This is a genomic window from bacterium (assembly GCA_024224155.1).
Classification (GTDB): Bacteria; Acidobacteriota; Thermoanaerobaculia; order Multivoradales; family JAHEKO01; genus CALZIK01.
In genome coordinates this window covers 24,555-49,527 of sequence record JAAENP010000284.1, presented here as the reverse complement: position 1 = coordinate 49,527, position 24,973 = coordinate 24,555, and the positions used below count along the sequence as shown (strand labels likewise).

Annotated in this window: 23 protein-coding genes; 6 read left to right on the top strand and 17 right to left on the bottom strand. The window is 63.8% G+C overall.

From position 1 onward, the window contains the following. The 6 genes from GY769_14960 to purD form a co-directional block, all read right to left on the bottom strand. A partial coding sequence (locus GY769_14960) for a hypothetical protein (protein MCP4203221.1) occupies positions 1-455 on the bottom strand: 455 nt, incomplete at its 3' end. Positions 456-851: 396 nt separating this feature from the next. Further along, entirely contained in the window at positions 852-2,135 is a 1,284-nt protein-coding gene (gene serS / locus GY769_14955) for a serine--tRNA ligase (protein MCP4203220.1), read from the bottom strand. A 53-nt stretch (positions 2,136-2,188) separates the two neighbouring features. Further along, on the bottom strand, positions 2,189-3,229 hold the full coding sequence (pdxA, locus tag GY769_14950; protein ID MCP4203219.1) for a 4-hydroxythreonine-4-phosphate dehydrogenase PdxA: 1,041 nt from the start codon (positions 3,227-3,229) through the stop codon (positions 2,189-2,191). A gap of 1 nt (position 3,230) precedes the next feature. After that, positions 3,231-3,560 carry a hypothetical protein gene (locus tag GY769_14945; GenBank protein ID MCP4203218.1) on the bottom strand — a complete coding sequence of 110 codons (330 nt, stop codon included), beginning with the start codon at positions 3,558-3,560 and terminating at the stop codon, positions 3,231-3,233. 1 nt (position 3,561) lies between these two features. Beyond that, a complete protein-coding gene (locus tag GY769_14940) occupies positions 3,562-4,101 on the bottom strand; it encodes a hypothetical protein (GenBank protein MCP4203217.1) in 540 nt (179 codons plus the stop codon). A gap of 277 nt (positions 4,102-4,378) precedes the next feature. Next, positions 4,379-5,647 carry a phosphoribosylamine--glycine ligase gene (purD, locus tag GY769_14935; GenBank protein MCP4203216.1) on the bottom strand — a complete coding sequence of 423 codons (1,269 nt, stop codon included), beginning with the start codon at positions 5,645-5,647 and terminating at the stop codon, positions 4,379-4,381. 211 nt (positions 5,648-5,858) lie between these two features. Here purD and GY769_14930 point away from each other — a divergent pair, with 211 nt between their 5' ends. Further along, positions 5,859-6,572, top strand: a complete 714-nt coding sequence (locus tag GY769_14930; GenBank protein MCP4203215.1) for an outer membrane beta-barrel protein — start codon at positions 5,859-5,861, stop codon at positions 6,570-6,572. Here GY769_14930 and GY769_14925 read toward each other — a convergent pair. Together GY769_14925 and GY769_14920 are read right to left on the bottom strand one after the other, a co-directional pair. Next, positions 6,569-7,753, bottom strand: coding sequence for a di-heme enzyme (locus tag GY769_14925; GenBank protein MCP4203214.1), 1,185 nt, complete (start codon positions 7,751-7,753; stop codon positions 6,569-6,571). The genes GY769_14930 and GY769_14925 overlap by 4 nt on opposite strands. 10 nt (positions 7,754-7,763) lie before the next feature. Then, positions 7,764-8,483 carry a tetratricopeptide repeat protein gene (locus tag GY769_14920; GenBank protein ID MCP4203213.1) on the bottom strand — a complete coding sequence of 240 codons (720 nt, stop codon included), beginning with the start codon at positions 8,481-8,483 and terminating at the stop codon, positions 7,764-7,766. A gap of 116 nt (positions 8,484-8,599) precedes the next feature. On the opposite strand from GY769_14920, the gene trmH reads away from it, so the two are divergent. Beyond that, positions 8,600-9,259 carry a tRNA (guanosine(18)-2'-O)-methyltransferase TrmH gene (gene trmH, locus GY769_14915; GenBank protein ID MCP4203212.1) on the top strand — a complete coding sequence of 220 codons (660 nt, stop codon included), beginning with the start codon at positions 8,600-8,602 and terminating at the stop codon, positions 9,257-9,259. 54 nt (positions 9,260-9,313) lie between these two features. Here the strand turns inward: trmH and GY769_14910 are convergent, their stop codons facing one another. The 8 genes from GY769_14910 to GY769_14875 form a co-directional block, all read right to left on the bottom strand. Further along, positions 9,314-10,024, bottom strand: coding sequence for a permease (locus GY769_14910; protein MCP4203211.1), 711 nt, complete (start codon positions 10,022-10,024; stop codon positions 9,314-9,316). Positions 10,025-10,052: 28 nt separating this feature from the next. Beyond that, positions 10,053-10,526 carry a peptide-methionine (S)-S-oxide reductase MsrA gene (msrA, locus tag GY769_14905; protein MCP4203210.1) on the bottom strand — a complete coding sequence of 158 codons (474 nt, stop codon included), beginning with the start codon at positions 10,524-10,526 and terminating at the stop codon, positions 10,053-10,055. Between the two features lie 16 nt (positions 10,527-10,542). After that, positions 10,543-12,351 (bottom strand): dihydrolipoyl dehydrogenase, encoded by a 1,809-nt coding sequence (gene lpdA / locus GY769_14900; protein MCP4203209.1) that lies wholly within the window; start codon positions 12,349-12,351, stop codon positions 10,543-10,545. Continuing rightward, entirely contained in the window at positions 12,351-13,688 is a 1,338-nt protein-coding gene (gene aceF / locus GY769_14895; protein ID MCP4203208.1) for a dihydrolipoyllysine-residue acetyltransferase, read from the bottom strand. The genes lpdA and aceF overlap by 1 nt, the downstream gene beginning before the upstream one ends. 10 nt (positions 13,689-13,698) lie before the next feature. Then, positions 13,699-16,410 carry a pyruvate dehydrogenase (acetyl-transferring), homodimeric type gene (aceE, locus tag GY769_14890; GenBank protein ID MCP4203207.1) on the bottom strand — a complete coding sequence of 904 codons (2,712 nt, stop codon included), beginning with the start codon at positions 16,408-16,410 and terminating at the stop codon, positions 13,699-13,701. A gap of 112 nt (positions 16,411-16,522) precedes the next feature. Next, the gene (locus GY769_14885) at positions 16,523-17,656 is read right to left on the bottom strand and encodes a hypothetical protein (GenBank protein ID MCP4203206.1); all 1,134 of its coding nucleotides are present in this window, start codon (positions 17,654-17,656) and stop codon (positions 16,523-16,525) included. A gap of 149 nt (positions 17,657-17,805) precedes the next feature. Continuing rightward, the gene (locus GY769_14880; GenBank protein ID MCP4203205.1) at positions 17,806-18,285 is read right to left on the bottom strand and encodes a superoxide dismutase family protein; all 480 of its coding nucleotides are present in this window, start codon (positions 18,283-18,285) and stop codon (positions 17,806-17,808) included. Positions 18,286-18,454: 169 nt separating this feature from the next. Further along, positions 18,455-19,156, bottom strand: a complete 702-nt coding sequence (locus tag GY769_14875) for a hypothetical protein (protein MCP4203204.1) — start codon at positions 19,154-19,156, stop codon at positions 18,455-18,457. 110 nt (positions 19,157-19,266) lie between these two features. Between GY769_14875 and GY769_14870 the strand changes: the two genes are divergently transcribed. The 4 genes from GY769_14870 (at position 19,267) to GY769_14855 (ending at position 24,382) form a co-directional block, all read left to right on the top strand. Beyond that, positions 19,267-21,867 carry a hypothetical protein gene (locus GY769_14870; protein ID MCP4203203.1) on the top strand — a complete coding sequence of 867 codons (2,601 nt, stop codon included), beginning with the start codon at positions 19,267-19,269 and terminating at the stop codon, positions 21,865-21,867. Between the two features lie 97 nt (positions 21,868-21,964). Further along, positions 21,965-22,303 (top strand): hypothetical protein, encoded by a 339-nt coding sequence (locus GY769_14865; GenBank protein ID MCP4203202.1) that lies wholly within the window; start codon positions 21,965-21,967, stop codon positions 22,301-22,303. Between the two features lie 13 nt (positions 22,304-22,316). After that, positions 22,317-23,645, top strand: coding sequence for an FAD-binding oxidoreductase (locus GY769_14860; protein MCP4203201.1), 1,329 nt, complete (start codon positions 22,317-22,319; stop codon positions 23,643-23,645). Next, complete coding sequence (locus tag GY769_14855; protein ID MCP4203200.1) at positions 23,642-24,382, top strand: SDR family NAD(P)-dependent oxidoreductase; 741 nt, start codon at positions 23,642-23,644, stop codon at positions 24,380-24,382. Before GY769_14860 ends, GY769_14855 begins: the two co-directional genes overlap by 4 nt. Positions 24,383-24,384: 2 nt before the next feature. Here GY769_14855 and GY769_14850 read toward each other — a convergent pair whose 3' ends face one another. Further along, complete coding sequence (locus GY769_14850) at positions 24,385-24,972, bottom strand: hypothetical protein (protein ID MCP4203199.1); 588 nt, start codon at positions 24,970-24,972, stop codon at positions 24,385-24,387. Between the last annotated feature and the right edge of the window lies 1 nt (position 24,973).

Genomic DNA, 24,973 nt, shown 5'->3' with positions numbered 1-24,973 from the left:
TTCGAGACGTCGAGTATCTGGTTCACCAGGCGCAACAGATGGAGCCCGCTCGAGTGCACTCGCTCGAGCATGTCGTCGCCCGAAGACGAGAGCTCTTCCTTCTTTCGAACGATCTGCGAAAAGCCGATCACGGAGTTCAGAGGCGTGCGCAGCTCATGGCTCATCGATGCCAGGAACTCGCCCTTGGCGGCGTTCGCGGCCTCGGCCTGGCGGAGCGCGTCACGCGTCTGCCTGAGGGCGTGGCGCCGAAGACTCTCGTAGAACCACCCGATACCTGCAATCAACAGGATTCCGAGGACGAACACGCTGAGCAGTAAGAACGCGTTGGCAGGGTCCAGAGGCGGCGACGCGAACCGATCGGTCTGCCGATCCAGGACGTAGAAGCCGATCACCGCGGCCAGCCCCAGGACCGCCGCCGTACCCCCGAGGCGGTGCCCTCCCAGCACCAGTCCCATGAGTACAGGAATCGGAAGCGTCAGCAGACCGGGACTGTAGAGACCGTAGGCATTCCATGCCGAGGCTACGATCGCGGCCAAGGTGGCGACGGTCAGAGCCCAGCTGAGCGCCCGCAGCCGGCCGGCCAGTCGCAAGAGAACCGGCACCACGAGAAAAGCCAGGCCGCCAACGGCGGGAATGACGATGCTGGTGCGCGGCACCGACCGGCCCGAGACCAGGTTCGCAAGCGCAAAGGCCAGGGCCGAGATCCCCACGAACAACGTCACCGCGACCAACAGCCTTGCTCGTTGCAGCTGCTCTTCGTCTCCGCTCCGGTAGTGAGGAACGGCGGATAGGTCGAGAAACCTGACCAGAGAATCGAGTGTCCCTTGCACGAGCTCTCCTGAACCGGAAGATCAGACCGCCTTGACGATGCGCTCGCGGTTTCCGAAATAGGGCTGCAACGCCGCGGGAATCCGGATCGAGCCGTCGGCTTGCTGGAAGTTCTCGAAAATCGCGACCAGCGTGCGCCCGACGGCCAGGCCCGAGCCGTTCAGCGTGTGCAGGTAGCGAGGCTTGCCGCCGCCGGCCGGTCGATAGCGCAACCCGGCGCGGCGAGCTTGAAAGGCCTCGCAGTTCGAGCACGAGGAAATCTCTCGATAGGCGTTTTGTCCCGGCAGCCACACTTCGAGATCGTAGGTCTTGGCCGCCGAGAAGCCGGTGTCGCCGGTCGACAGGGTAACCACGCGATAGGGGAGCTCGAGGGCCTGGAGCACTCGCTCGGCATGGCCGGTGAGCTCCTCGAGCGCCTCGTAGCTGGTCTCGGGCGTGGTCAGGTGGACCAGCTCGACTTTCTGAAACTGGTGCTGGCGAATCAGGCCCCTTACGTCCTTGCCGTAGGAGCCGGCTTCGGCCCGAAAGCAGGGCGTGTAGGCGGCGTACTTGAGTGGCAGCTCGGCCTCTTCGAGGATCTCGCCTCGGTGGAGATTGGTCACCGGCACCTCGGCCGTCGGAATCAGGTAGTACTCGTGGCCGCGAAGCTTGAACAGGTCTTCTTCGAACTTGGGCAACTGTCCGGTCCCGACCAGAGCATCGGCATTTACGATGAAAGGAGGCAGAACCTCACGGTAGCCATGCTCGCCGGTGTGGAGATCGAGCATGAAGTTGATCAGAGCTCGCTCGAGCCGCGCCCCGTCTCCGAAGTAGGCGGTGAAACGAGCACCGGCGATCTTGGCGCCCCGCTCGAAGTCCAGAATGCCGAGCTCGGGCCCCAAATCCCAATGCGCCTTGGCCTCGAAGCCAAAGGAGGCAGGCTCGCCGACCACACGCTCGACGCGATTGGACTTCTCGTCGGCGCCGGAAGGAACGCTATCGTGGGTGAGGTTCGGGAAGGAGAAGTCGAGCTCTCCGAGCTCGGCCTCGGACTTCTCGAGCCCGACTCCGAGCTCGGAGATCTTGCCCTTGAGCTCTCCGACCTCGGCCAAGATCGCCTCGGCGTCACCACCCTCGCGCTTGATCGCGCCGATCTGCTTCGAGCGCTCGTTTCTCTTCTGCTTGAGCTGCTCGACCTCGCCGAGAATCGAGCGGCGTTTCCGGTCGAGGTCAATCCACCGATCGAGTAGGCCGGGGTCCACTCCTCGGAGCGTCAGACGCTCGCGCGCGGATTCGGTTTCGGAGCGCAGGTAGTCGCGGGACAACATGAACGCAGTCTAGCGAACGCGCACGGCTCCGAAAACCAGTCGGGAGGGGACACCTAGGAAAGGTGTCCCCGAGGTCGCGGCAGCCGGCCGGCGATCAGGTCCAGGGTCGCTTCGACCACGCGCTCGAGCGGGCGGGCATCGGCCCGGCCCTGACCCGCCAGATCGAAGGCCGTGCCGTGATCCACGGAAGTGCGGATGATCGGCAAACCGAGTGTCCAGTTCGTGGCGGTGCCGAAGGCGACGGTCTTGACCGGGATGAGGCCCTGATCATGGTAGAGAGCCAGCACCCAGTCGCACTCGCCCCGGCGCGCGCGGGCGAAAAGGGAGTCGGCGCTTTCGGGACCGCCGACATCAATGCCCGCCTCACGGCACCTTGCAATCGCCGGCTCGAGGATGTCGAGATCCTCCCGGCCCATGAGGCCACCTTCCCCGGCATGGGGATTCAAACCCGCAACCAGGATGCGGCCACCGGCGTTTTCTTGCAGACACTTCACCGCCTGGACAATCGAGTCAGCGTTCAGAGAGCTCACGGCCTCGGCCAGCGCAATGTGAGTAGTGAGCAATGCGACTTGAAGATCGGAAGTAAGGAAGGTCATCAAGAAATCGCGCCCGTACGTGCCCTTGCCACAGATCTCCGCGACGAAGTCGGTCTGTCCTCGGAAGCTCGGAAGGTGATGCTTGGCGATCGAGTATTTGCTGACCGGCGCGGTGACCACCGCGTCGACCAGGCCGGAGAGCGCCAGCTGGACGCCGGTTTCAAGGCAACCGATCGCGGCTGCGGCGTCTTTCGGCCCGGAATCTCCATAGCGGATACTGCGTGCCACCGCCATCGGATCCAGTACGGCGATGCCGTCCTTCTCTTCGCGATCGAGCAGCTGCTCACGGCTCTCGAGTGAGGTCAGGTACTCGAAAACGATCCCGGTTTCGCCGGTCACCGTTTCGCGCACCTGCTCCAGAGCCGACCTCTCAGCCACGAGGAGCGGCAAGAAGCCCCCTGGCCGGGTCGACGCCCACTTCAAGAGGATCTCCGGTCCCACCCCGGCCGGATCGCCCTGGGTGATAGCCAGGGCCGGAATGTGGCCTCCTGCCGTCAACTCAGGAAGAAGTCGGCCCGGAACCGCGTCGCTTGCGCCGCTTCAGTTCTTCTTCCTTGAACATGTAGCGGATGTTGTGCTTCGGTATCAGCAGGTTCGGCTCGCGGTGCCGATTCAGTTTGATGGCGCCCTTGTCGTACCACTCGATCCAACCCTTGAGCTCGGTGCCGTCCGTCAAAACGACGATCATCGAGGTCTTGGCGGCCATCTGCTTCAGGTAGTAGAACTCCTCGGCGTTGGTCTGTTCGGGCGGCGCGTGCTTGCGCCGGACGGACCTGGCCCCTCCTTTTTGATCGGAAAGATCAGGCCGGATTAGCTTTCGATTGGGCATCTCAGCTCGCTTGTTGTTGCGCCTTCGGCTTCTTGGCCGGAGGCTGTTTATACTGATCGTCTTCGTAGGCAAGGCAGCAGAGCAGACGCCCGCACTGACCGGAGATCTTCGATGGATTGAGGCTCAAGTTCTGCCGCTTGGCCATCTGGATCGAGATCGGGCGGAAGTCCTTGAGCCAGGACGAGCAACACAGCGTTCTTCCGCAAACACCGACCCCGCCGATCAAGCCGGCTTCGTCGCGGGACCCGACCTGCACCATGCGCACCTTGGTCGAAAACCGCTTCGCGAGGTCGCGAACCAGCCCCCTGAAATCGACTCGGCTTTCAGAGGTGAAGTAGAACTGCGCCGATTGGCCATCGAGCGAGAAGTCCACCTTCGAGATCTTCATGTCCAGCCCCAAAGTACGAACACGCTCGCGTCCGAACCGCTTTCCCGTGTCCTCGTTGATCAACTGACGTTCGTGGGACCGCCGATCGGACTCGGACGCGGCACGAATAATCCGAATCGCGCTCGATTTCTGACAGGGCTTGAAGACCGGCATCGGCGACTGCTCGACGCGACCGACGGCGTGCCCAGTCTCGAGCTCGACCACAACCGGATCACCTTTGGCAAACAAATGTTCCCCTGTGGAGCACAACGTCAGGTTGGTTTCCTCGCGGAACCGTACGCCGATGAAGTTGTTTTCGACCGCGGTAGACATCCCCTTGAATGAACAAGCCTGGCAACCACTCATGCACTTCCTCTAACAACTCGGACCAAGTGAACTCCCGACCCTCAACGGCCTGAGTCGGTCCGCACGTTTGACGGGCTTTGAAACATTATACGAGAACTCGCCGGCCGATATCGCTGCGATAAGTCAGTCCATTCCAACGAATCTCACCGGCTGCCTGGTAGGCGGCCCGGAGAGCCTCTCGGAGAGACGCGCCGGAGGCGCAAATATTCAGAACTCGGCCCCCTGCGGTCACGAGATTCTCGCCTTCAAGCTTGGTGCCAGCGTGGAAGATCACGGTTCCGGGCCTTGCCGCTGCTTCAGCCAGGCCGAAGATCTGATCGCCGAAAATCGGGGCGTCCGGGTAGCCTGGCGCGGCCAAAACGACACAAGCGGCGGCCTCGCGCCGAAACTCGAGCCTGGTCATCTCGAATCGACCGGCCGCCCCTTGGCTGAGTACCGGCAGCAGATCGTCGGTCATGCGCATGAGCAAAGGCTGGGCCTCGGGATCGCCCAGACGCACGTTGAACTCCAAGACCTTGGGCCCCTCGGCGGTGAGCATGAGTCCGACGTACAGGAACCCTCGGAAAATCCGGCTCTCTTCGGCCATACCATCGACCACCGGCCGCAGAACCTTTTCGATGACCTCGGCCGCTTCTTGCGCCGACAAGACCCCGGACGGGCTGTGGGCTCCCATACCACCAGTATTGGGACCCTGATCGCCGTCCCCGATCCGCTTGTAGTCCTTGCTGGTGGCCAGCGGCAGCACGCGCTTGCCGTCGCACACGGCGATCAGCGAAACCTCCTCGCCCTCCAGGCAGCGCTCGACGACAATCCGATCACCGCTCGACCCGAATCGTCTCTCTTCGAAGAACGTGTCGAGGGCGATCGCGGTCTGTTTTCGGTTCTCGGCGATCAACACTCCCTTGCCCGCCGCCAGACCCTCCGCCTTGAGCACGATTGGCAGACCCAGGCTCTTGATCGCTTTGCGGGCCTCGGCCGCCGTATGGGCAACTTCGAACTCGGCCGTCGGAATCGAATGGCGCTCCATGAACTCCTTCGCGAAGACCTTGCTCCCTTCGAGCTCGGCGGCGCCCTGGCGCGGACCGAAGATCGCCAGCCCCTGACGCTCGAACTCGTCCACGATACCCAGCGTCAGCGGCAGCTCCGGACCGACTACGGTTAGGTCGATCTTGAGATCGGAAGCGAAATCGGCGAGCTTGCCGATCTCATCGACGGCAATCGGCACACGGTCGGCGATTTCGGCGATGCCGGGGTTGCCCGGAGCGCAGAACAACTCCTTAAGCTCACTGCTTTGGCGCAGCTTCCAGCAGATCGCGTGCTCTCTTCCACCTCCACCGACTACCAGTACTCGCATGGCTCCTCTGATTTTTCTAGGCCGCGGCTGGCGGCCGAAACGTGTTGGATGGATGGTACCAGCTGAGAGTGTCTCTCAGGCGCCGGACCACCGTCCTCAGAATGAGGCGCGCAAGCGCAAATGGCACCGAAGTCACTGGAGTTTCTGACCTCGACCGGCCCTGGCATCACGATTGCTCTCTCGAAGACCCAGAAGGAATGGAGGAAACGTCATGAGAAAACCACTGATCGCCACAACGGTTTGCCTGGTTGCAGGCGTGCTTTTCACCACCGCCTCGGAGGCGCAGTACCGTCCCGCCAAACGCTACAACGAACCCTCGTTCAGGATTCAACTGGGCGAGTTCGAGCCCGACGGCAACTCCAGCTATTGGGACGATTCCGCTTTCGATTTCGATCGCGACGCCAGCGATTTCGAAGACGCCACCCTGGGTCTCTCGTACATCCGTCCGCTGGGCCCGAAGCTGGCCCTGCAGATCTCCGGCTTCTTCTACGAGGCCGCCGAAGATCTCGCCTACCGGAGGTTCGAGGATCAGGCCGGTAACGACATCCTGCACACCACCGAGGTCGAGCTTGCCGCCGTCACGGCCGGTCTGATCTACAAGTTCACTGGGCCGGACGCGGCGCTGGTTCCCTATGTCGGAGCCGGTGGCGGCCTCTATGCCTGGAGTTTGACCGAGTTCGGCGACTTCATCGACTTCGACGACCCAGACCTCGAAATCTTCGACGCCTTCTTCGAAGACGAAGATGAGGAGCTGGGCGTTTACTTCACCGCCGGCCTCGAGGTGCCGCTGGCCGACACCTGGGCGCTCTTCGCGGAAGCCCGCTGGGACAGCGCCGAAGCCGACCTGGCCGGCGACTTCCAGGGCCTGGGCGAGATGGACCTCTCCGGGAGGAGTTACTCCGCCGGTATCAGCTGGAGCTTCTAAGGCTCTTCGGGGGCCGCGAACCGCGAGTCGGTCAGGAACTCGCGATCGGTCAAGGACCCCAAGAAGGCAATCAAGTCATCTTGCTCCTGAGCGGTCAGAGCAAAACCGCTCAGGAGTTTGCTTTTGAGCGGGCTCGTACGGCCCGCCCCCCGGCCTCCGCTGGCGTAGAAAAGAGCTACCTCGCCGAGGGTCGCGAGGCTGCCGTCGTGCATATAAGGCGCGGTCACCTCGATATTGCGCAGAGTCGGCGCTCGAAACCGCCCCATGTCCTCGGCTAGCTTGGTGATCTCGAAGACCCCCCGATTGGGCGCCGGGTAGGCGCCGGCGCCGTCCTCATCGAAGAGTCCGGTGTTGTGAAACTCCGACTCGACCTTGCCGATCTCGGGTCCGCCGGCGCCTGGAGCCACGGCGGCTCGCACCGGGCCCGAGAAGTTCAAGCCCGAGTGGCACTCGGAACAACGCATCCGCTCGGAGGAGAACAGCTCCATGCCGCGCTTTTCCGCGTCGCCCAACGGCTCGTCCCAGAATAGGTAGCGGTCGTAGGGCGAGTTGCCCGAGATCAACGTGCGCTCGAAGGCGGCAATTGCCCGGGTCACGGTATCGATCGAGATCTGCTCTTCCGGAAAGGCCTCTCGAAACAGAGCCTTTGTCACGTCGTCGTTTCTGAGCCGCTCGAGGACCTCTTCTTCCCGGCCGGCGATTCCGAGCTCGACCGGATCCCGATTGAGCATGGGGTTGAGCGCTTGCTGCTCGAGCCGCGCCAGACTCGGATCCGCCCAGTTGTAGGTCGCGTTGTAGGCGACGTTGGTGAGACTCATCGCGCTGCGGGGATGGGTCTGTCCGGTTGCGCCAAGCGCCCTGCCGCGGCCGTCGGTAAACGCCAGCTCCTGGCGGTGGCAATCGGCGCAAGAAAAGTCACCGGAACCCGAGAGCCGCGAATCGTAGAAGAGCCGACGTCCGAGCCGCACCTTGGCGGCGGACATGGGATTGTCTCCCGGCACTTGGGGCTCGGGAAACCCCGCCGGCAATTGCCAGGAAAACGCGACAGCCGAAGAGGGGAGCGACACGAACTCGGACCGTCCGATCGTGCCGCAGGCGATCAAGGCCACAGCTGGAGCGAGTCTCAGCAGCGCCCGGCCGCCGACACTCCGCCAACCGGCCCTCTGGCTCGGCGCACGGATAGCTGCTCTCCTACCAGTCGCGAGCCTGGGCGGGCCCGAGCATCGCCGCGTGGCCGGCGACGTCGGCGCGCTCTTCCACCCAACTCGAGAACTCTTCCAGGTCGGCCTCGGAGACCCCGGCCGAGCCGCTTTCGCTCTGCGCGTTCTGCGCTAGCCATCTCTTCATGGCAGTCATGAGCTCATCGGCCCTGGCCTGATCGACACGCATCAAGGTCAAGTAGGCACTCTTTGCCTTTTCCAGTCGATTCAACGCCAGATAGGCCTCGGCGCGATACTCGATCGCCTCCGTGTACCCCGGAGCCAGGGTCAGAGCCCGGTCGTAGGCCTCGATGGACTCGTCGAACTCGCCGGTCTTGCGCAGTGCGTATCCGAGGCTGCTGTATGCCTGATGCATGCGGGGATTCGCGGTCACGGCATTGCGCTGCAATTTCACGGCTTTGCCGTATTCCTTCGTCGCCTTGTTGAGGAGCTTGTCGGCCGCGGCTCCTTCCGCCTCGGCGGCCTTCTTCTCGAGCTCCCAGGCCTTGTCGCGATGCGCGAGGCCCTGCTCGTAGTGCTTCTGGGCGTTCGTTTCCGGGCTTTCCGGAGCCGAGGGGGTCGAGGGAAAGCTGGAAGAGCCCCCGCTGGCCCAGCCGGTCGCCGGCAGAACGAGGCCGAGACACAGTGCCGCGATCAGGAGTCTTCCGGAGAAATCGACCAACCGGGCGGGCTTGCTGAGGCTACTTGGCATGGCTTGACGCTCCTTGCAGGCAATCGGTTTCACGCTTGGACGCGAATCATAGCGCGCTTAGTCCGCCCGGCCTCGCCGAGGCGGCTCGATCGAGCCACTTTGACAACATACGAAACATGACTCCCGAGCGGTTTCACCGAATTCGCGCGGTTCTCGAACGACGCCAGCTCGACTTGACCGTGCTCTTGGAGAACGTCCACAAACCCCACAATTTCGCCGCGGTGCTCAGGACCGCCGATGCCGTCGGCCTCTACCAAGCCCACGCCGTGGTGCCCGATCGAGATCTCAGAACCGCGCTGGTCTCGGCGAGCGGCGCGGACAAATGGGTCGAAGTCGAGCTTCACGGAACCACCGCCGAGGGACTCGACGACCTCGGGCGAAGGGGTCTGAGGATTCTGGCCGCGCACCCCGCCCCCGACGCCCTCGACTACCGAACCGTCGACTTCACGCGGCCGACGGCGGTGCTCTTCGGCCAGGAGAAAGACGGTCTGAGCGCCGAGGCCCTGACCGTCGCCGATTCGACAATCAGCATACCTATGGTTGGCTTCGTAACCTCCCTCAACGTCTCGGTGGCCGCCGCCGTGGTCCTGTTCGAAGCCATGCGCCAGCGAGCCGCCGCCGGGCTCTACGCAAAGAGCCGCATGGACTCGGACCTGTTCGCGCGCAAGCTGTTCGAGTGGGCGTACCCCGAGCTCGCGGATCTTTGCCGCCGCCGCGGCGTCGGCTACCCGAGGCTCGATGAGGATGGCGGTCTGCTGGATCCCCTTCCGCGGTAGAACCCGCGCGCAAAACCAGTCGGGAGGGGACACCATCGGAATGGTGTCCCCGGTCTACCGCTGCAGCCGCGTCGTCAGCCGCAGCACGTACCAGAACATCATGCCGACCGAGGCGAACAGCGACAGCGCCGCCCCCACGTGGCGCGGCGTCCGAAGCCGGCGATGCCGCCGATAGCGACGCGCGATACCGGCGGTGTCGTAGAGGATCGACGCTCCCGAGAAAGCAATCATCGCGACGCTGAACCAGGTCCCCAGCCGCCAACCGAAGACCAGTGAAGCGACGATTAGGATCAGCGCGATGATGCCACCCCAGTAGAGAAACGATCTCAGAGACGAGAAGTCGTTGCGGGACGTCCAGGCGACCAGAGTCAACCCAACGGCACCCATCACCGTCACCTGCGCCGCCTGCTCGATCGTGCCTGGCGCCCAATGGTTGGCGCGGTAGAGGAGGGGCACGAAGATCAGCCCCTTGCCAACGATGTAGAGACCCAGGCCAACGTACTGGCCCAGAGGTGAGCTGAGGCGCCAGGCCATCCGGCTCGCGAACCAGGCGATCATCAAAAACGCGGCCAGGATCAGGCCCCACGGAACTCCGGCCATCGCGCCCGCGAGCTTGTCCGCAACGCCCGATTTGAAGAGCGCCACCTCGAACGCCACGAACACCAGGATGGCGCCCAACAGATGCAGATAGACGCGCGTGACAAACGTCGCGCGGGCGCTCTTGCCCGGCGCGATCGGCCGTCCGGCGAGAGCCTCCGAGCCCATCAGCCGGTTTCTCGCAACCAAAGTCCGTTCACAGACGGCAAGTGTTCAGGCCGCGCTTCTCGAGATAGCGCTGATGGTACTCCTCGGCGCGCCAAAACTTCTGAGCCGGGGCGATCTCGGTCACGATCGGATCGGAAAAGCGGTCACTGGCGTCGAGCTCTGCAATCGCGCGTTCGGCCCTCTCGCGCTGCTCCTCGTCGTGAAAAAAGATCGCCGATCGATACTGCTTGCCGACATCCGGGCCCTGCCGGTTCAATGTGGTCGGGTCGTGGTTGCTCCAGAAGACATCGAGCAACTCTTCGTAGGAGGTCTTGTCGGGGTCATAGTCGACCTGAACGACCTCCGCATGGCCGGTCGTGTCCGTACAGACGTCCTCGTAGCTCGGATTATCCAGATGGCCACCCATGTAGCCGGAGACGGCATCTTCCACTCCTTCGATTTGGCGAAAAGCCGCCTCCACGCCCCAGAAGCATCCGGCTCCGAACGTTGCAGTAGCAGTCATCGTCTTCTCCTCTGGTCTATCTTCGCTTGGGCAAATAGAGGTCGGTGATCGTACCCTCGAACGCCTCGGCGGCGAAGCCGATGGTCTCGGACACGGTCGGATGCGGATGGATTGTGAGTGCCAGGTCCGTCGCCTCGCAATCCATTTCGATCGCCAGGGCAATCTCCGAGATCAAGTCTCCGGCGCCCGGGCCCACGATCCCGGCGCCGAGCAGCCGCTTCGTCTCGGGGTCGAACAGTAGCTTGGTCCGGCCGTCCGTCCTACCCATGCCGAGAGACCGGCCACTCGCCGACCATGGGAAAACAGCCTTCTCGTACGAGGTCCCGGTTTCTCTGGCCTCGAGCTCGCTGAGACCCACCCAGGCGATTTCGGGATCGGTGTAGGCGACGGACGGAATCGCGCGCGCGTCGAAAGCACTCTTCTCACCCGCCGCGTTCTCCGCAGCGACCTTGGCCTGATGGGCCGCTTTGTGAGCGAGCATCGGCTCCCCAACAATGTCGCCAATGGCGTAGATGTGCGGCTGGTTCGTGCGCTGCGATCGGTCCACGGCGATGAAGCCTCGCTCGTCCACCGCGACGCCCGCTGCCCCGGCGTTCAGCAAATCACCGTTCGGGCGCCGGCCCACCGCGATCAGGGCCCGGTCGAAAGTCGAGGACTTCGATGAGTCCGGTCCAACCAGAGTGGCGATGAGCCCGGCCTCGGAGCTCTCTATAGCCGCTACCTTGGTGCCGAGGTGGATCTCGGCGTCGAGATCCTTACGCAGGCGCTTCTCGAGTGGCTTCACCAGATCGCGATCGCAACCCGGGATCAGTCCATCCAACAGCTCGACAACCGTCAGCTTGGTCCCCAAAGCGCCGTAGACCATGGCCATCTCGAGTCCGATGATTCCGCCACCCACGAGCAACAGGCTCTCGGGTGTCTCGGCCAACTCGAGCGCGTCGGTCGAGTCCATGACTCGGGGATCATCGTAGGGCACGCCGGGGATCTTCACGACCCTGGAGCCGGCAGCGATGGTCGCCTGGGCGAAGCTCAGTTTCTGCAGTTCGTCAGAGCCGTCGATCTCGATCTCGTGCGGGCCTGCGAACTGGGCGGTGCCCTCTACCACCCGCACGTTTCGCCTTTTGGCGAGCGCTCTCAACCCACCGGTCAATCGGCCGACCACCTCGGTTTTCCACGAGCGCAGACGATCCAAGTCAACTTCGGGAGGGCCGAACGACACGCCGTGCTCGGCAAGAGCCCCCGCCTCGTGCACGACCTCCGCCACATGAAGCAGGGCTTTGGAAGGAATGCAGCCTACGTTGAGGCATACGCCGCCGAGCACCGGATAGCGCTCGATCAGCGTGACTCGCAGCCCCAGATCGGCGGCTCGGAAGGCGGCCGTGTAGCCGCCGACACCGGCACCGATGACCACCAGATCGGTGTCGTAGGTCTCGGCTGCGGTGGCGGAAGCCGGGGAAACCGACGCCGCCGGATCGATCCGTTCGGCAGCGGATGGCTCTGCCGAGAAGTGCGCCGAGGACTCGTCCCGCGTCGCCGACCCGGCGCTCTCGGAGGGCATCTCCAGAAACTCGGACGCCGCCTCCTCTGTGACCTCCATGAGCAGGATCAAGGAGCCCTGCGTGATCGTGTCGCCCCGCTTGACCTTGAGCTCGCGCACTTTGCCGGCCACCGGCGACGGCACGTCCATCGAGGCCTTGTCGCTTTCGAGCGTGATCAGGCTGTCTTCGAGAGCAATCTGGTCGCCGGCGGCGACCAGGACTTCGACAACGTCGACGGAGTCGTCGGTGCCCAGATCGGGAACCCGGACTTCGCTCAGGTGGTCCATCACAGAATCAATCTACGGATGTCGGAGAGCACCTGGCTCAGATAGGTCGTAAAGCGCACGGCCATGGCGCCATCGATCACCCGGTGGTCGTAGGAAAGCGAGAGCGGCAGAATCAATCGCGGCTCGAAGGACTCGCCGTTCCAGACCGCTTGTTGGCGCGATCTGGAAACACCGAGAATCGCCACCTCGGGCCAGTTGACGATTGGCGTAAAAAAGGTTCCACCGATACCGCCCAGGCTCGACACCGTGAAACTCGCGCCTCGGACCTGGTCGGGTTTGAGCTTGCGCTCGCGCGCCTGGGCGCTGACCTCGGCCAACTCGCGTGCGAGATCGAACACGCTCTTCCGATCGACGTCACGAATCACCGGAACTACCAGCCCTTCGGGTGTGTCCACCGCGACACCCAGGTGGTAGTACTTCTTGACCACGAGTTGTTCACCGTCGGCATCGAGTGACGCATTGACGCGGGGAAACTCCTTGAGCGCCGCCACCACCGCTTTCATGACGAAAGCCAGCGGCGTCAGGCTGAAGCCCTGTTCTTTGGCCCGGGTCTTGTGCTCCTGTCGAAAGGCCTCGAGCTCGGTGATGTCGCTCTCATCGTGCTGGGTGACATGCGGAATCGTCAGCCAGCTCCGGGTCAGGCTCGGCCCCGAGATCTTCTGGATGCGCGTGAGAGGCTGGCGCTCGATCTCCCCGAAGGTCGAAAAATCGATCACCGGAAGCTCGACCGCGACAGCTCCGGCCCGAGCCGTCGGCTTGGACAGCGATTCCTTGACGAACCTCTCCACATCCTCCTTGAGAATTCTCGCCTTGCGGCCGGTACCGCGAACGCGGCTGAGATCAACGCCCAGCTCGCGCGCGAACCGACGCACCGCCGGCGAGGCGTAGACCTTGGAGAAGTCGTTCGGCGGGGACATCGGCTCGGGCGACGGCGGGGGTGGCGCTGTGGCCGGACCCGGTACCGGGCTCGGAGTCGTCTGCTCGATCGGCTTAGGCCGCTCTTGAGAGCTCTCTAGCTCGGGCGCCGGCGCGGCCTTCGGAGGCGCCGGAGCCGGCGGGGCCGCGGCCTCGGCAGCCGGCTCCTCGCTCTCGCCCGCCGCTACCTCGAGCATCAGAATGGTACTCCCCTCGCGCACCTTGTCACCCGCCTTCACCTTGACCTCGCGCACGGTACCTGCAAACGGCGCCGGTACGTCCATGGTCGCCTTGTCGCTCTCGAGTGAGATCAGCGAGTCGTCTTGTTTGACCTGGTCTCCGCTGGCAACCAACACCTCGACGACATCGACCTCGTCGATGTCTCCAATGTCAGGGATGGTGACTTCTCGTAGTTCCGGCATGCCCTCGCCGCTAGACCTTCCAGGGCTCCGGACCCCGTGTCTCGATCTCGTACCGACCGATGGCCTCCGCGACCTTCGCCGGCGGCACGGCTCCTTCGTCGGCAAGCGCCTTGAGAGCAGCAACCGCGACGTGGCGCCGATCGACTTCGAAAAACGCCCGCAACCGCTCCCGGGTGTCGCTCCGTCCGAATCCGTCGGTACCCAGGGTGACGTACCGGCGCGGCACGAATGGCCTGATCTGTTCGGCAAATGAACGAACGTAGTCGGTAGCCGCGATCACCGGTCCTTCGGTCGGGCCGAGCAGCGTGTCGACATAACTCCGCCTCGGCTCGTCCTCCGGGTGCAGCCGATTCCAGCGCTCTACCTCGACGCCGTCTCGCCGCAGCTGGTTGAAGCTGGGCACGCTCCAAACGTCGGCCGCGACCCCGAAGTCGTTGCGCAGCAACTCGGCCGCGGCTTCGACCTCGCGCAGAATGGCCCCGGAACCGAGCAGCTGCGCCCACGGCGTATCGGCGCCAGTGCCGGCATGACCGCCCTCGGCTTCCCGCAACCTGTACATCCCCTTGCAGATGCCCTCGACAGAACCTTCGGGCAGGGTCCCGTGCGGATAGTTCTCATTCAACAACGTGATGTAGTAGAAGGTGTCTTCGTCTTCCGAATACATCCGGCGCAAACCGTCCTGGATGATCACGGCGAGCTCGTAGCCGTAGGTCGGGTCATAGGCCCGGCATGTCGGAACCGTGGCGGCGACGAGATGGCTGTGTCCGTCCTGGTGCTGAAGTCCCTCGCCGTTCAAAGTGGTTCGCCCGGAAGTCGCCCCCATGAGGAATCCGCGGGCGCGCATGTCGCCCGCCTGCCAAATGAGGTCCCCGACCCGCTGAAATCCGAACATCGAATAGAAGATGAAAAAGGGAATCATGTGAAGGCCGTGGTTGGCGTAGGAAGTACCGGCGGCGATCCACGAGCACAGGGCTCCGGCTTCGTTGATACCTTCTTGGAGCATCTGGCCGTGCTTCTCTTCTCGGTAGTAGGCAAGCTGGTCGCGGTCCTCGGGGGTGTAGAGCTGGCCCGTGGACGCGTAAATACCGACCTGCCTGAACATTCCCTCCATGCCGAACGTGCGTGCCTCGTCGGCCACGATCGGTACCACGCGATCCTTGATCTGCTTGTCCCGCGTCAGCGTCATCAGGATGCGGACAAAGGCCATGGTGGTTGAGAGCTCCCGTTCGCCGCTGCCCTCGAGAAGGACGCTCAGGCTCGAGAGCTCCGGAACTTCGAGCCTTGAAGCGCGGATGTTTCTCGCCGGAAGGTACCCGCCGAGGGCCTCCCGGCGCTCGCGCAGATAGCGGATCGGGGCGCTGTCCTCGGCGGGCTTGTAGAACGGAAGATCATCGAGCTGTTCTTCGGTGATCGGAATGTTGAAGCGGTCCCGGAAGTGCCGGAGCGCTTCCTCTCCGATCTTCTTCTGCTGGTGCGTGATGTTCTGGCCTTCGCCGGCTTCGCCCATGCCGTAGCCTTTGATGGTCTTCGCCAGGATCACCGTCGGCCGACCTTCGTGCTTTACGGCCGCCGCGTAGGCGGCGTAGACCTTTTGCGGATCGTGGCCACCGCGCTTCAAGCGCCAGAGGTCCTCGTCCGACATGTCGGCGACCATTTCTTTGAGCTCCGGGTATTTGCCGAAGAAGTTCTCACGCACGAAGGCACCGTCGTTGGCGGCGAAGGCCTGGTACTCACCGTCGACGACCTCTTCCATTCGCCGGCGCAGGAGGCCCGACTGGTCTCGCGCGATCAGCGGGTCCCAGTTCGAGCCCCACACGACCTTGATCACGTTCCAGCCGGCGCCCCGAAACACGGCTTCCAGCTCCTGAATGATCTTGCCGTTGCCGCGTACCGGTCCGTCGAGGCGCTGGAGGTTGCAGTTGATGACAAAGATCAGATTGTCGAGCTTCTCGCGGGTGGCCAGCGAGATCGCACCCAGCGATTCCGGCTCGTCCATTTCGCCATCGCCCAGAAACGCCCAGACTTTGCGACCCTCGGTGTCGACGAGACCACGGTTGTGCAGGTACTTCATGAAGCGGGCCTGATAGATGGCCGAGATCGAAGTCAGTCCCATTGACACCGTCGGGAACTGCCAGAAGCCCGGCATCAGCCACGGATGGGGGTACGACGAGAGGCCGTTGCCGCCCACCTCCTCGCGGAAGTGGTTGAGCTGCTCCTCTGTGATCCGCCCCTCCAGAAAGGCCCGGGCATAGACGCCCGGTGAGCTGTGCCCCTGGAACATGACGAGATCGCCACCGTGCTCGTCGCTGGGCGCGTGAAAGAAGTGATTGAACCCGACTTCGAAGAGGTTGGCTACCGATTGGTAGCTGGCAATGTGGCCGCCCAATCCGCCGCCCTTGCGATTTGCCTTGACCACCATGGCCATTGCGTTCCAGCGAATGATCGACTTGATCCGCCGCTCGAGCGATGGGTCGCCGGCGCGTCTGGCTTCCTGGTGCGGTGGAATCGTGTTGATGTAGGCGGTGGTGGCGTTGAAGGGTAGGTAGGCCCCGGTGCGGCGTGCCTTCTCGACCAGCGCCTCGATCAAGAAGTGCGCTCGCGCCGGCCCGTCACGCTCGATGACCTCGGCGAGGGCGTCCTTCCATTCGCGGGTTTCCTGGGGATCGATATCGCTCGGGGGGAATGAAGAATCAAGGGTCACGACTTTGTCGTTCGCTTCCATATGCGATTCCTTAGGCGGTTCCTTGGGGGCCATGGCGACGCATTGTACCGAAAGATAGATAACCGATCGCTCGTTCTATTTAGAGGCTTCCCGTAATCCCTGATACCCCCGATTACCCTCGGAGCTCTCGGACCCGAATCCTGGAAGTGCTCGGATCCTCGCCGACATCGACCCAGGCTATGAACAGCTTGCTCTGGACCTTCCGGAGAACCGGGAAGCCGCTGGCCCGGGCCGCGGTGGTGTGCGCCACGGTCCGAGGCTCTCCGACGGCGCCCCCGGAGCCAAACGGCTGGATCAGAATCTCGACGTTCTGGTTCCGTCTCGAGACCCAGCTCACCCAGGCGACGCCCTGGGCGTCGAGAGCGGTGTCGACCCTACCCAGAACCTGGCCGTCATCGACAACGATGGGCGCGTCGAAGCTCGCTCCCGAATCGTCGGAAAAAGCGATCTGGACTCGCGAGTTGTCTGCAGCCGCCGTGAACCAGGCCACCGCGACGCGGTTCTCGATCGCGTCGACCGCCGGCCCGTTCACCGGACAACCATCGATTCGCCAACCGTCGTGATGAACCGCCTGGGGCTCGGTCCAGCCGGCCGCGGTTCTTCGCACCGAAAAAACGTCGCGCACCTCGTCCTCGGAGCGATCTCTGTAGACGACCAGAGGACCCTCACGCGTTACCACCGCATCGGTTCCACAACATTCGCAGACCCGAGCATCGAGCACCCGTTCGACGCCGTCGGGATCCTCGATTCGCGCGCTCCGCACCGTCATCGGGGCACGGTGAATCATCTCGCGCCCGTCCAGCCAGAACGCGCGAGCTCCGTCGCCTTCGGGCACCATCGCCACGAAGCCGTGCTCTGTCGGCGTGGAGTCGCTGTTGAGCTTGCCGACCGGTTGCCAGCTTGAACCCCGATCGTCCGACCGCGCCACAAAGACCGAGTAGGCGTAGGTGTCTTCGGCGGTCTTGGCCAGCCAGTGGGCGTAGAGCCTTCGATCACCGGCTTGCACGAGAGACGGGATGTCGGCCCAGTTGGCAAAGAAGTCGGAGCCCGCGGCGATCGATACCGGATCGGACCAACCCGCTTCTCCGAGAAGCGCGAAACGAAGCCTGTGGCCAGCGGAATTGGACCCGCTCACCGGTTCGAGCCAGGTTGCCGCGAGCCGGCCCCCAACCGACGCCAGGTTGGGCGCGAGTGCGCCCGGCTCCGCGGGCGGATCGATCGCCGCGCTCTCGGACTCGGAGATCACAACTCCTGGCGCCCGGTCCGACGAATCCTCGGAGCCGGGCGTCGGTGCGCACGAAGCGAGCGCGAGATACAGAGCGGCCAGGGAGGCGAGGGCCCACCTGCCCGTCACACGAGACCTGCGGCTCGGGGAGTCGACCCGGCTGACCCGGATCAGCCCTCTCCACCAAGGGCAACGACACCGCACGCGAGCCGCGAACCCGCCGCTCCGGTCGGCTGCGACACGAGATCGTCGGCCTTCTCATGCAGAATCACGCCCCGACCGACAATGGAGTTCTCGCCCTCGCCGAGGGTAATCAGGTCCGATGTCAACTCGAGATGGCCGGATCCGTCCTCGCCGATCTCGATGTTACCGAGATCGCCGGCATGCCGCTCGGCGTCACCGGGACCCCCGTGGGGCGCATCGGTCGGATTGAAGTGGCCCCCGGCGGACTTGAAGTTGTCCGAACTGCAGTCGCCGACCTCGTGAATGTGGAGACCATGCGTTCCGGGAGGCGCGCCCTCGATATGCGCGGTGATCGCGACGGTATCTCCGTCTTGCGAGAACATCACCATTCCCGACGCCGTCGTATCGGACCGCGGTTCGAGCCTCGCGAGAGCCGTCATGGATTCGACGGCAACGGGCTCTTCCATCGTCGCCGCGGCGGGTTCCTGCGCCGGCGCCTCTTGCTTCTTCGCGCAGCCAACGGCCACAACCGAGAGCACCGCCATACCTAAAACCAGTTGTCTCCAGCTCGTCTTCATCATCGCAATCGACCTCCTTCGCAAACGAAGCGCTAGTCTACACGGCTCGCGCCGCCGCTTACCGGGCCGGGTCAACCAGCTCGAGACGCACCCGCATCCCCTTGCGAACAACCGTGATCTCGAGCGGCACGGCCCTTTCGTCGTCGGTCAGAACCAGATCCAGCTTGCCGCCCCAGGCCGGCCGACCCGGCTTGCGCAGGCCACGAATCGCATAGGAACGTGTGGAGATCTGCCGGCCGTTCCATTCCGCCCTACCTCGAGGACCGGGCCGTATGATGACCGGGTTGAGCCGTCCGCTGGACCAAATCGTCTCTTCGCGCGGCCGGTCTGGAAGTTCGCGCCGGAGGTAGTAGATCGAAGACGCCAGATCGAGGGCGTCGATGCCCTCGGCCTCTCGCTCCCTGCGCTTGGACTTACCGCGGAAGCGTTGCGCGGACCAGGCCCGGACCGTGCGCTTCTCAGCAGCGTCGATCTCGGCGCCATAGAGCCAGAACTCATCCCGCTGGCCGTCGCGCGACGAGATATGAAGCTCGGTTATCAGGTGATCCAGCGATCCATCCGCGCTTGCCAGATCGGTCGTGAGACGTCCTTGACCCTGACCGGGGATGAACAGACGAGCCACCACACCCTTGAAGCCGGCGAGGGTCCACCGGTAGTCGAATTGCTCAGGAAACGAAGAGTCTCGGCTCTCCGCCCGTACGCTGACCGCACCGAGGCACAAAAAGAGGGACATGAGGAGGGTCGCGGCCCGGTTTCCCATCGAACCTCGGACTAAGCAAGAAGCCGGCCACCTCCGAGCAGCGCCAGCAGTCCATGGTAGCCTTTCGCGGCCCGAAATCAGGCTCTCGCAACCTCTTTCAGAGGATCGACATGCTTCGCTGGCTGTGCCTTGTCTTCGCATCTCTTGCATTCTCACAGGTCGCCGTCTCCGAGATCGCGTCCCCGGAAGAGTTCCTGGGACATCGAGTGGGCGCCGATCGCGAGCTCGCACCCTACCCCAAGGTGCTCGAGTACCTCGAGAAGCTAGCCACCGACTCGGACCGGGTGTCGATCGACAAGCTGGGCGAATCCACGCTGGGCAACGAAATGTGGGCCGTCGTGCTGACCTCGCCCTCGAACCAGGAGCAGCTCGAGCATCATCGCGCTATCTCTCGCCGGCTCGCGTTGGGCGATCCGCTCGAATCCGGAGAAGCCGGGCAGCTTCTTGAGGACGGCAAGGTGCTGGCACTCGTTACCTGCACGATTCATTCGACCGAGGTCGGCTGTACTCAGATGGCGATGGAGTTCGTCCACGATTTCGCCACCACTCGAGATCCCGACCGAGTCGGCTGGATGGAGGACGTCATCCTCCTGCTCATGCCTTCGATCAATCCCGACGGCCAGGTAATGATCGTCGATTGGTACGAAAAGAACCTGGGGACGGAGTACGAAGGCGGCCGGATGCCCTGGCTCTACCAACACTACGTCGGCCACGACAACAACCGCGATTTCTACATGCTGACCCAGAAGGAGACCCAGGTCGTCAACGATGTCCTGTACCACCGTTGGTTTCCACAGGTCTTCGTCGATGAGCACCAGATGGGCTCGACCAGTGTGCGCATGTTCGTGCCGCCACAGACCGACCCCCTCGCTGAAGAGATCCACTCATTGATCTTTCGGCAGGCGGATCTGATCGGAACCAACATGTCGTATCGCCTCGAGGAGGCCGGAAAGCTCGGCGTCGGTCACAACATGATCTACGACAGCTACTGGCCGGGAGGAACCCGGAACACGGCTTGGTGGAAAAACGTCACGGGGCTCCTGACCGAAGTGGCCAGCGCGCGCATCGCAACGCCCATCTACATAGACCCGGGAGAGCTCCGCGGCGGCAGCAAGGGTCTGCCCGAGTACAAGCGCCGGGCCAACTTCCCGTCGCCATGGCCCGGTGGTTGGTGGCGGCTGCGCGACATCGTCGAGTACGAATTGATCGCGACCTGGGCCTTGGTCGAGTCCTGTTCGCAGTACCGCGAAGAGATCCTGCGCAATTTCCATCGCATGGCTCGCGAAGCGGTCGAGGCCGGAATCGAACGTCCGCCGTACGCCTGGATTGTCGGGCCCGAGCAGCACGACCCGGTGGCGGCGTCGCTTCTGGTCGATTTGCTGCTGCGACACGGCGTCCGGGTGCAGGTGGCAGAAACGGACTTCACCGTTGGCAGGACAACCTACCCGGCAGGCACTCAGGTAATCCCCGCGGCGCAGGCCTACCGGGCGTTTCTTCTCTCGATGCTCCGAGCGCAGCGTTACCCCGAGATTCGTCCCTACCTCGACGGACCGATTCTGCCGCCCTACGACGTCACCTCCTGGTCGCTGCCGATCTCGATGGGCGTCAACGTCATCGAGAGCGACGAGCCGGTGTCGGGAAGCTTCGTTGGACTCACTGAGCCGAGATGGCCCGATTCCAGGGTCGAGCCGGCATCGGAGTCGGGCGGCTATTTGATCTCTCACGCGGCCGACTCGGCTTTCACAGCCATGAATCGGCTGCTCGAAGACAACAGATCTCTCTACTGGCTGCGGGAGGGTGCGTCTCTACCCGCCGGCGGCGTGGTCGGGGATATCTTCATACCCGCGGACGGGGTTGCACACGAAGACCTGGCCAACCTGGCGCGCGACCTCCACTTGCCGGTGGGCACCGTTGAAGCCGTCCCCAGGGGGTCCGCCTACCGCGTCGGTCGCCAGCGCGTCGGTCTGTTCAAACCCTGGATCGCGTCGATGGACGAGGGCTGGACGCGCTTTCTCCTCGAGCGCTACGAGTTTCCCCATATGACGCTCTCCAACCAGGACATCAAGAGCGGCGGATTCACGAAGAGGACCGACGTCCTGCTCCTTCCGGACATCAGCAAGTCGATCCTGGAGAAAGGCGAGCCGGCCTCCACGAACGCTCGCGGCTTCTTCTCTCCGCTCCCCGGCGATTACGCCGGCGGCATCGAAAGCGAAGGCAAGGACAAGATCAAGGAATGGGTCCAAGGTGGCGGCACTCTTGTCGCCCTCGACTCGTCGACCGAGTTTGCCATTGATCTGTTCGATCTGCCGGTGCGAAGCGCCCTCGAGAAAACCGCAGTTTCGGCGCCCGGAGCCCACCTGAGCATTCACGTTGATGTGCTGCATCCGATCGGATACGGCATGCGCCGGCGAGAAGCGGCCTATTTCGCGGACTCGCCGGCTTTCAGCACCTCGGTGCCGGACGCCCGCTTCGACCGCCGCGTGGTTGCACGCTATCCCGACCACCGTGACGACATCCCGATCTCCGGGTACATAAGGGGCGCCGAGCACCTCGAGCGCAAGGCTGCCGTCGTCGAGTACACGGTCGGACGGGGGCGAGTGGTGCTGATCGGATTCCGAGCCCAGCATCGAGCTCAACCGCACCGGACCTTCAAGCTGCTCTTCAATGCGCTGCTGTTCGGGGGCCTCGAGGACACGAGCCTGGGCGGTTGAGTCGGCGTTCCCGCGAACCGGGCGGCCGCCGCCCGGCGGTTGCCCATTGTCACACCGGTCCGGTAGGATTCAAAGCAGTCCTGGAAGGGGAGCTTTAATGAGTCGACGCTCGCTTGCCGCACTCGCGGTTGCCGCAACACTCGCTACCGCCGGCATGCTGCTCGCGAACCCGACCCCGGCCGCGGCGCAGTGCCTGGACCGAACCGCCTGCAGCGAGATCAAGGCCGAGGTCGCCCGGCTTCAGCCGGACTTCAAAGCGGCCAAGCGGCAGGTGAAGAAAACACGAAAAGCACTCAAGGCGCTCGAGTCGGGCAGCGAGGCATGGATCGTCAAACGCGCCCAACTGAAACGGCTCAAGAAGGTCTTCAAGGCACTCCAGAGCGAGCTCAGAGCTCTCCAACAGGACTTTCGGCACCAGGCCTGCTCGAGCTGCTGAGACGCCAAACGCAATGCAAACGAGCGACGAGACCTTACAGGGGTGGGGTGGCACTCGGGCTGCGGGGATCGAGATACGCAGCGACGACCTACCCTCAATCACTCGCGGTGCCGTGCTGACGCGAGGCCTCGGAAGATCCTACGGTGACTCCGCGCTACCGCCTCCCGGCACTCATCAAATTCCGGGCTGCGCTCTGGCGGACCGTATCCTGTCCTTCGACTCGAGCACCGGCGTGCTTCGCGCCGAGGCCGGTCTATCGATCGAAGAGATCCAGCGCGTCTTCTTGCCCCGCAACTGGAGCTTCCCGGTTCTCCCCGGTACTCAGTTCGTGACACTCGGAGGCGCCGTCGGCGCCGATATTCACGGCAAGAACCATCACATCGACGGAACCATAGGGAACCACATCAACGAAATGCTGCTTCGTCTGGCGGACGATTCGCTGATTCGCTGCTCGCGTAAGGAGAACGACGACCTCTTCCGAGCGACGCTGGGAGGCATGGGTCTGACCGGACATATCCTGGAGGTCGAGGTCACCCTGAAGCGAATTCCGTCGCCCTGGATCTGGGCGGAGAGCGAGCGCGTGACCGGAATCGACGCCTTCATCGAAGCCCTGGCGGACGCCGCCCGGAGCTGGCCCTACACGGCGGGCTGGATGGACGCGCTGGTCCGGGGCGACAATCTCGGCCGTGGCATCCTGATACGTGGTCGCTGGGCGGGGGCGAGCGAGGCGCCTGCCAGGCCGCCGCGACCCAAGCGTCGCCTGTCGGTGCCTTTCACTTTCCCCGGCTGGGTCCTGAACTCACTCTCCGTGCGGGCGTTCAACAACTTCTACTTCCACAAACATCCCCGGCGCGCGAAACGGGGCATCGCTCACCCGGAGAGCTTCTTCCACCCGCTCGACGTCGTCCGGCGCTGGAATCTCATTTACGGCAGACGGGGATTCACTCAGCACCAGTGCGTGCTGCCCGAGAAGGAACGCCCGGGCGCCACCAAACGCTATCTGGAGGCGCTGACCGCCGGGGGCCTCGGTTCGTTTCTATGCGTGATCAAGGACTGCGGTTCCGAAGGCGAGGGCTTGCTGTCCTTCCCGCGGCCCGGGATCTCGATCGCGGTCGATCTTCCGATGCGCGCCCGTACGCAAGAGATCGTCAATGAGCTCAACGAACGTGTCCTCGAGGCCGGTGGTCGCATCTATCTGGCCAAAGACGCGCTTTCGAGCGCCGAGCACTTTCAAGCCATGGAGAGCCGGCTCGAAGAGTTCCAAGCGGTGCGCCGCAGGTGGGACCCGGAAGGGCGTCTGCGCAGCGCGCAGTCGGTGCGACTGCTGGGAGATCCCGCGTGAGAGTCGTAATCCTGGGCTCCACCCGAGGCATGGGGCGAGCTCTTGCCCGCCTGATGGCCGAGCGTGGTGATCGTCTTTTCCTGCTCGGACGCGACTCGGAAGTTCTGGCGAAGACCGCCCGCGATCTCGAGGTGCGCGCCGGTTCGGGCCTTCAGATAGGAATCGGAATCTGCGACCTCGAACAACCGCAGAGCCTGGGGCCGGCACTCGCCGAAGCGGACGCTACGCTCGGAGGCTTCGACTGTGTGGTCGTCACGGCCGGCATCTTCGCCTCCCAGGCTGAGCTCGAGAACGACCCCGAAGCCACGCGCCGGATTCTCGAGGTCGATTTCGTGCGCACGATCGAGTTTTGCGAAGAAGCCCGGCGCCGGCTGCTGACAGGGGGTGGCGGTACGCTCTGCGTCTTCAGCTCGGTCGCCGGCGAGCGCGGCAGAAAGCCCGTGATCCTCTATGGCGCGGCCAAGGCCGGGCTCAGCACTTACCTCGAGGGACTCGACCACAAGTTCAGGCGCCAAGGCCTGGTGACCGTCTGCGTCAAGCCCGGTTTCGTCAAGACCGGCATGACCGCAGGTCACAAGCCGCCGCCTTTCGCCGGCGAGCCGAATGCCGTAGCGCGCCGTGTGCTACGGGCGATCGACCGGGGCACTCCCGTGGTCTATGCACCCGGAGCCTGGCGCTGGATCATGTTGGTGATCCGGCACTTGCCGCGCACCGTGATGCGGCGAATCGGTTTCTAAAACTACTCGTGCGAGTACTTGAGCGGGAAGTGCTCGTGGATTCCGGAGTCCTTGTTGGCTTCGAAATCGAAGACGAAGTCGTCGCCAACCGCCGGATTCTCGGCGCTGTGACAGCCCACGCACTGGTCCGCAGAGATCGTGTCGACCATTCCGGCCGCCACGACCTCGGCCTTTTTGTACTCCTTGTTCTTTAGGCTCATCAGGTGATCCTGAGTGTAGGTCGCACCCGGACCGTGGCACGACTCGCAGCCGACGCCGGCGAGCTCGGGGGTCGTCTCGATATCGACAAAGCCACCCTCTTTCCCGTAACCCGTCACATGGCACCTCACGCACTCGGGGTCTGTCGTGTAGTCCTTGTCGACTTCGAATCCAGACGCCGCCTTGGCCTCGGCCCTTTCACCCGGCTTGAGCGCCTCGAAGGTCGTTGCCATCGTCGTCTGTTCCCAGGACTTGTACTGCTTCAGATGGCACTTCTTGCAGCCCTTGCTGCCGATATAGGCGTGTTCGCCGTCTTCGGCCGAAGCGGGGACCGAGACGAGAAGCCCCACCATCCCGACGAGCATCACGAGGACAAGAACGAACTTCCGCACG

Excerpts from the sequence above, each read along its gene's own strand:
- GY769_14940 (MCP4203217.1), bottom strand. The coding sequence starts at position 4,101 with ATGCCGGTCTTCAAGCCCTGTCAGAAATCGAGCGCGATTCGGATTATT.
- GY769_14920 (MCP4203213.1), bottom strand. The coding sequence starts at position 8,483 with ATGCCAAGTAGCCTCAGCAAGCCCGCCCGGTTGGTCGATTTCTCCGGA.
- GY769_14875 (MCP4203204.1), bottom strand. The coding sequence starts at position 19,156 with ATGGGAAACCGGGCCGCGACCCTCCTCATGTCCCTCTTTTTGTGCCTC.
- serS (MCP4203220.1), bottom strand. The coding sequence starts at position 2,135 with ATGTTGTCCCGCGACTACCTGCGCTCCGAAACCGAATCCGCGCGCGAG.
- GY769_14865 (MCP4203202.1), top strand. The coding sequence starts at position 21,965 with ATGAGTCGACGCTCGCTTGCCGCACTCGCGGTTGCCGCAACACTCGCT.
- GY769_14910 (MCP4203211.1), bottom strand. The coding sequence starts at position 10,024 with ATGGGCTCGGAGGCTCTCGCCGGACGGCCGATCGCGCCGGGCAAGAGC.
- aceE (MCP4203207.1), bottom strand. The coding sequence starts at position 16,410 with ATGGAAGCGAACGACAAAGTCGTGACCCTTGATTCTTCATTCCCCCCG.
- aceF (MCP4203208.1), bottom strand. The coding sequence starts at position 13,688 with ATGCCGGAACTACGAGAAGTCACCATCCCTGACATTGGAGACATCGAC.
- msrA (MCP4203210.1), bottom strand. The coding sequence starts at position 10,526 with ATGACTGCTACTGCAACGTTCGGAGCCGGATGCTTCTGGGGCGTGGAG.
- purD (MCP4203216.1), bottom strand. The coding sequence starts at position 5,647 with ATGCGAGTACTGGTAGTCGGTGGAGGTGGAAGAGAGCACGCGATCTGC.
- GY769_14860 (MCP4203201.1), top strand. The coding sequence starts at position 22,317 with ATGCAAACGAGCGACGAGACCTTACAGGGGTGGGGTGGCACTCGGGCT.
- lpdA (MCP4203209.1), bottom strand. The coding sequence starts at position 12,351 with ATGGACCACCTGAGCGAAGTCCGGGTTCCCGATCTGGGCACCGACGAC.
- GY769_14870 (MCP4203203.1), top strand. The coding sequence starts at position 19,267 with ATGCTTCGCTGGCTGTGCCTTGTCTTCGCATCTCTTGCATTCTCACAG.
- GY769_14880 (MCP4203205.1), bottom strand. The coding sequence starts at position 18,285 with ATGGAAGAGCCCGTTGCCGTCGAATCCATGACGGCTCTCGCGAGGCTC.
- trmH (MCP4203212.1), top strand. The coding sequence starts at position 8,600 with ATGACTCCCGAGCGGTTTCACCGAATTCGCGCGGTTCTCGAACGACGC.
- GY769_14930 (MCP4203215.1), top strand. The coding sequence starts at position 5,859 with ATGAGAAAACCACTGATCGCCACAACGGTTTGCCTGGTTGCAGGCGTG.
- GY769_14945 (MCP4203218.1), bottom strand. The coding sequence starts at position 3,560 with ATGCCCAATCGAAAGCTAATCCGGCCTGATCTTTCCGATCAAAAAGGA.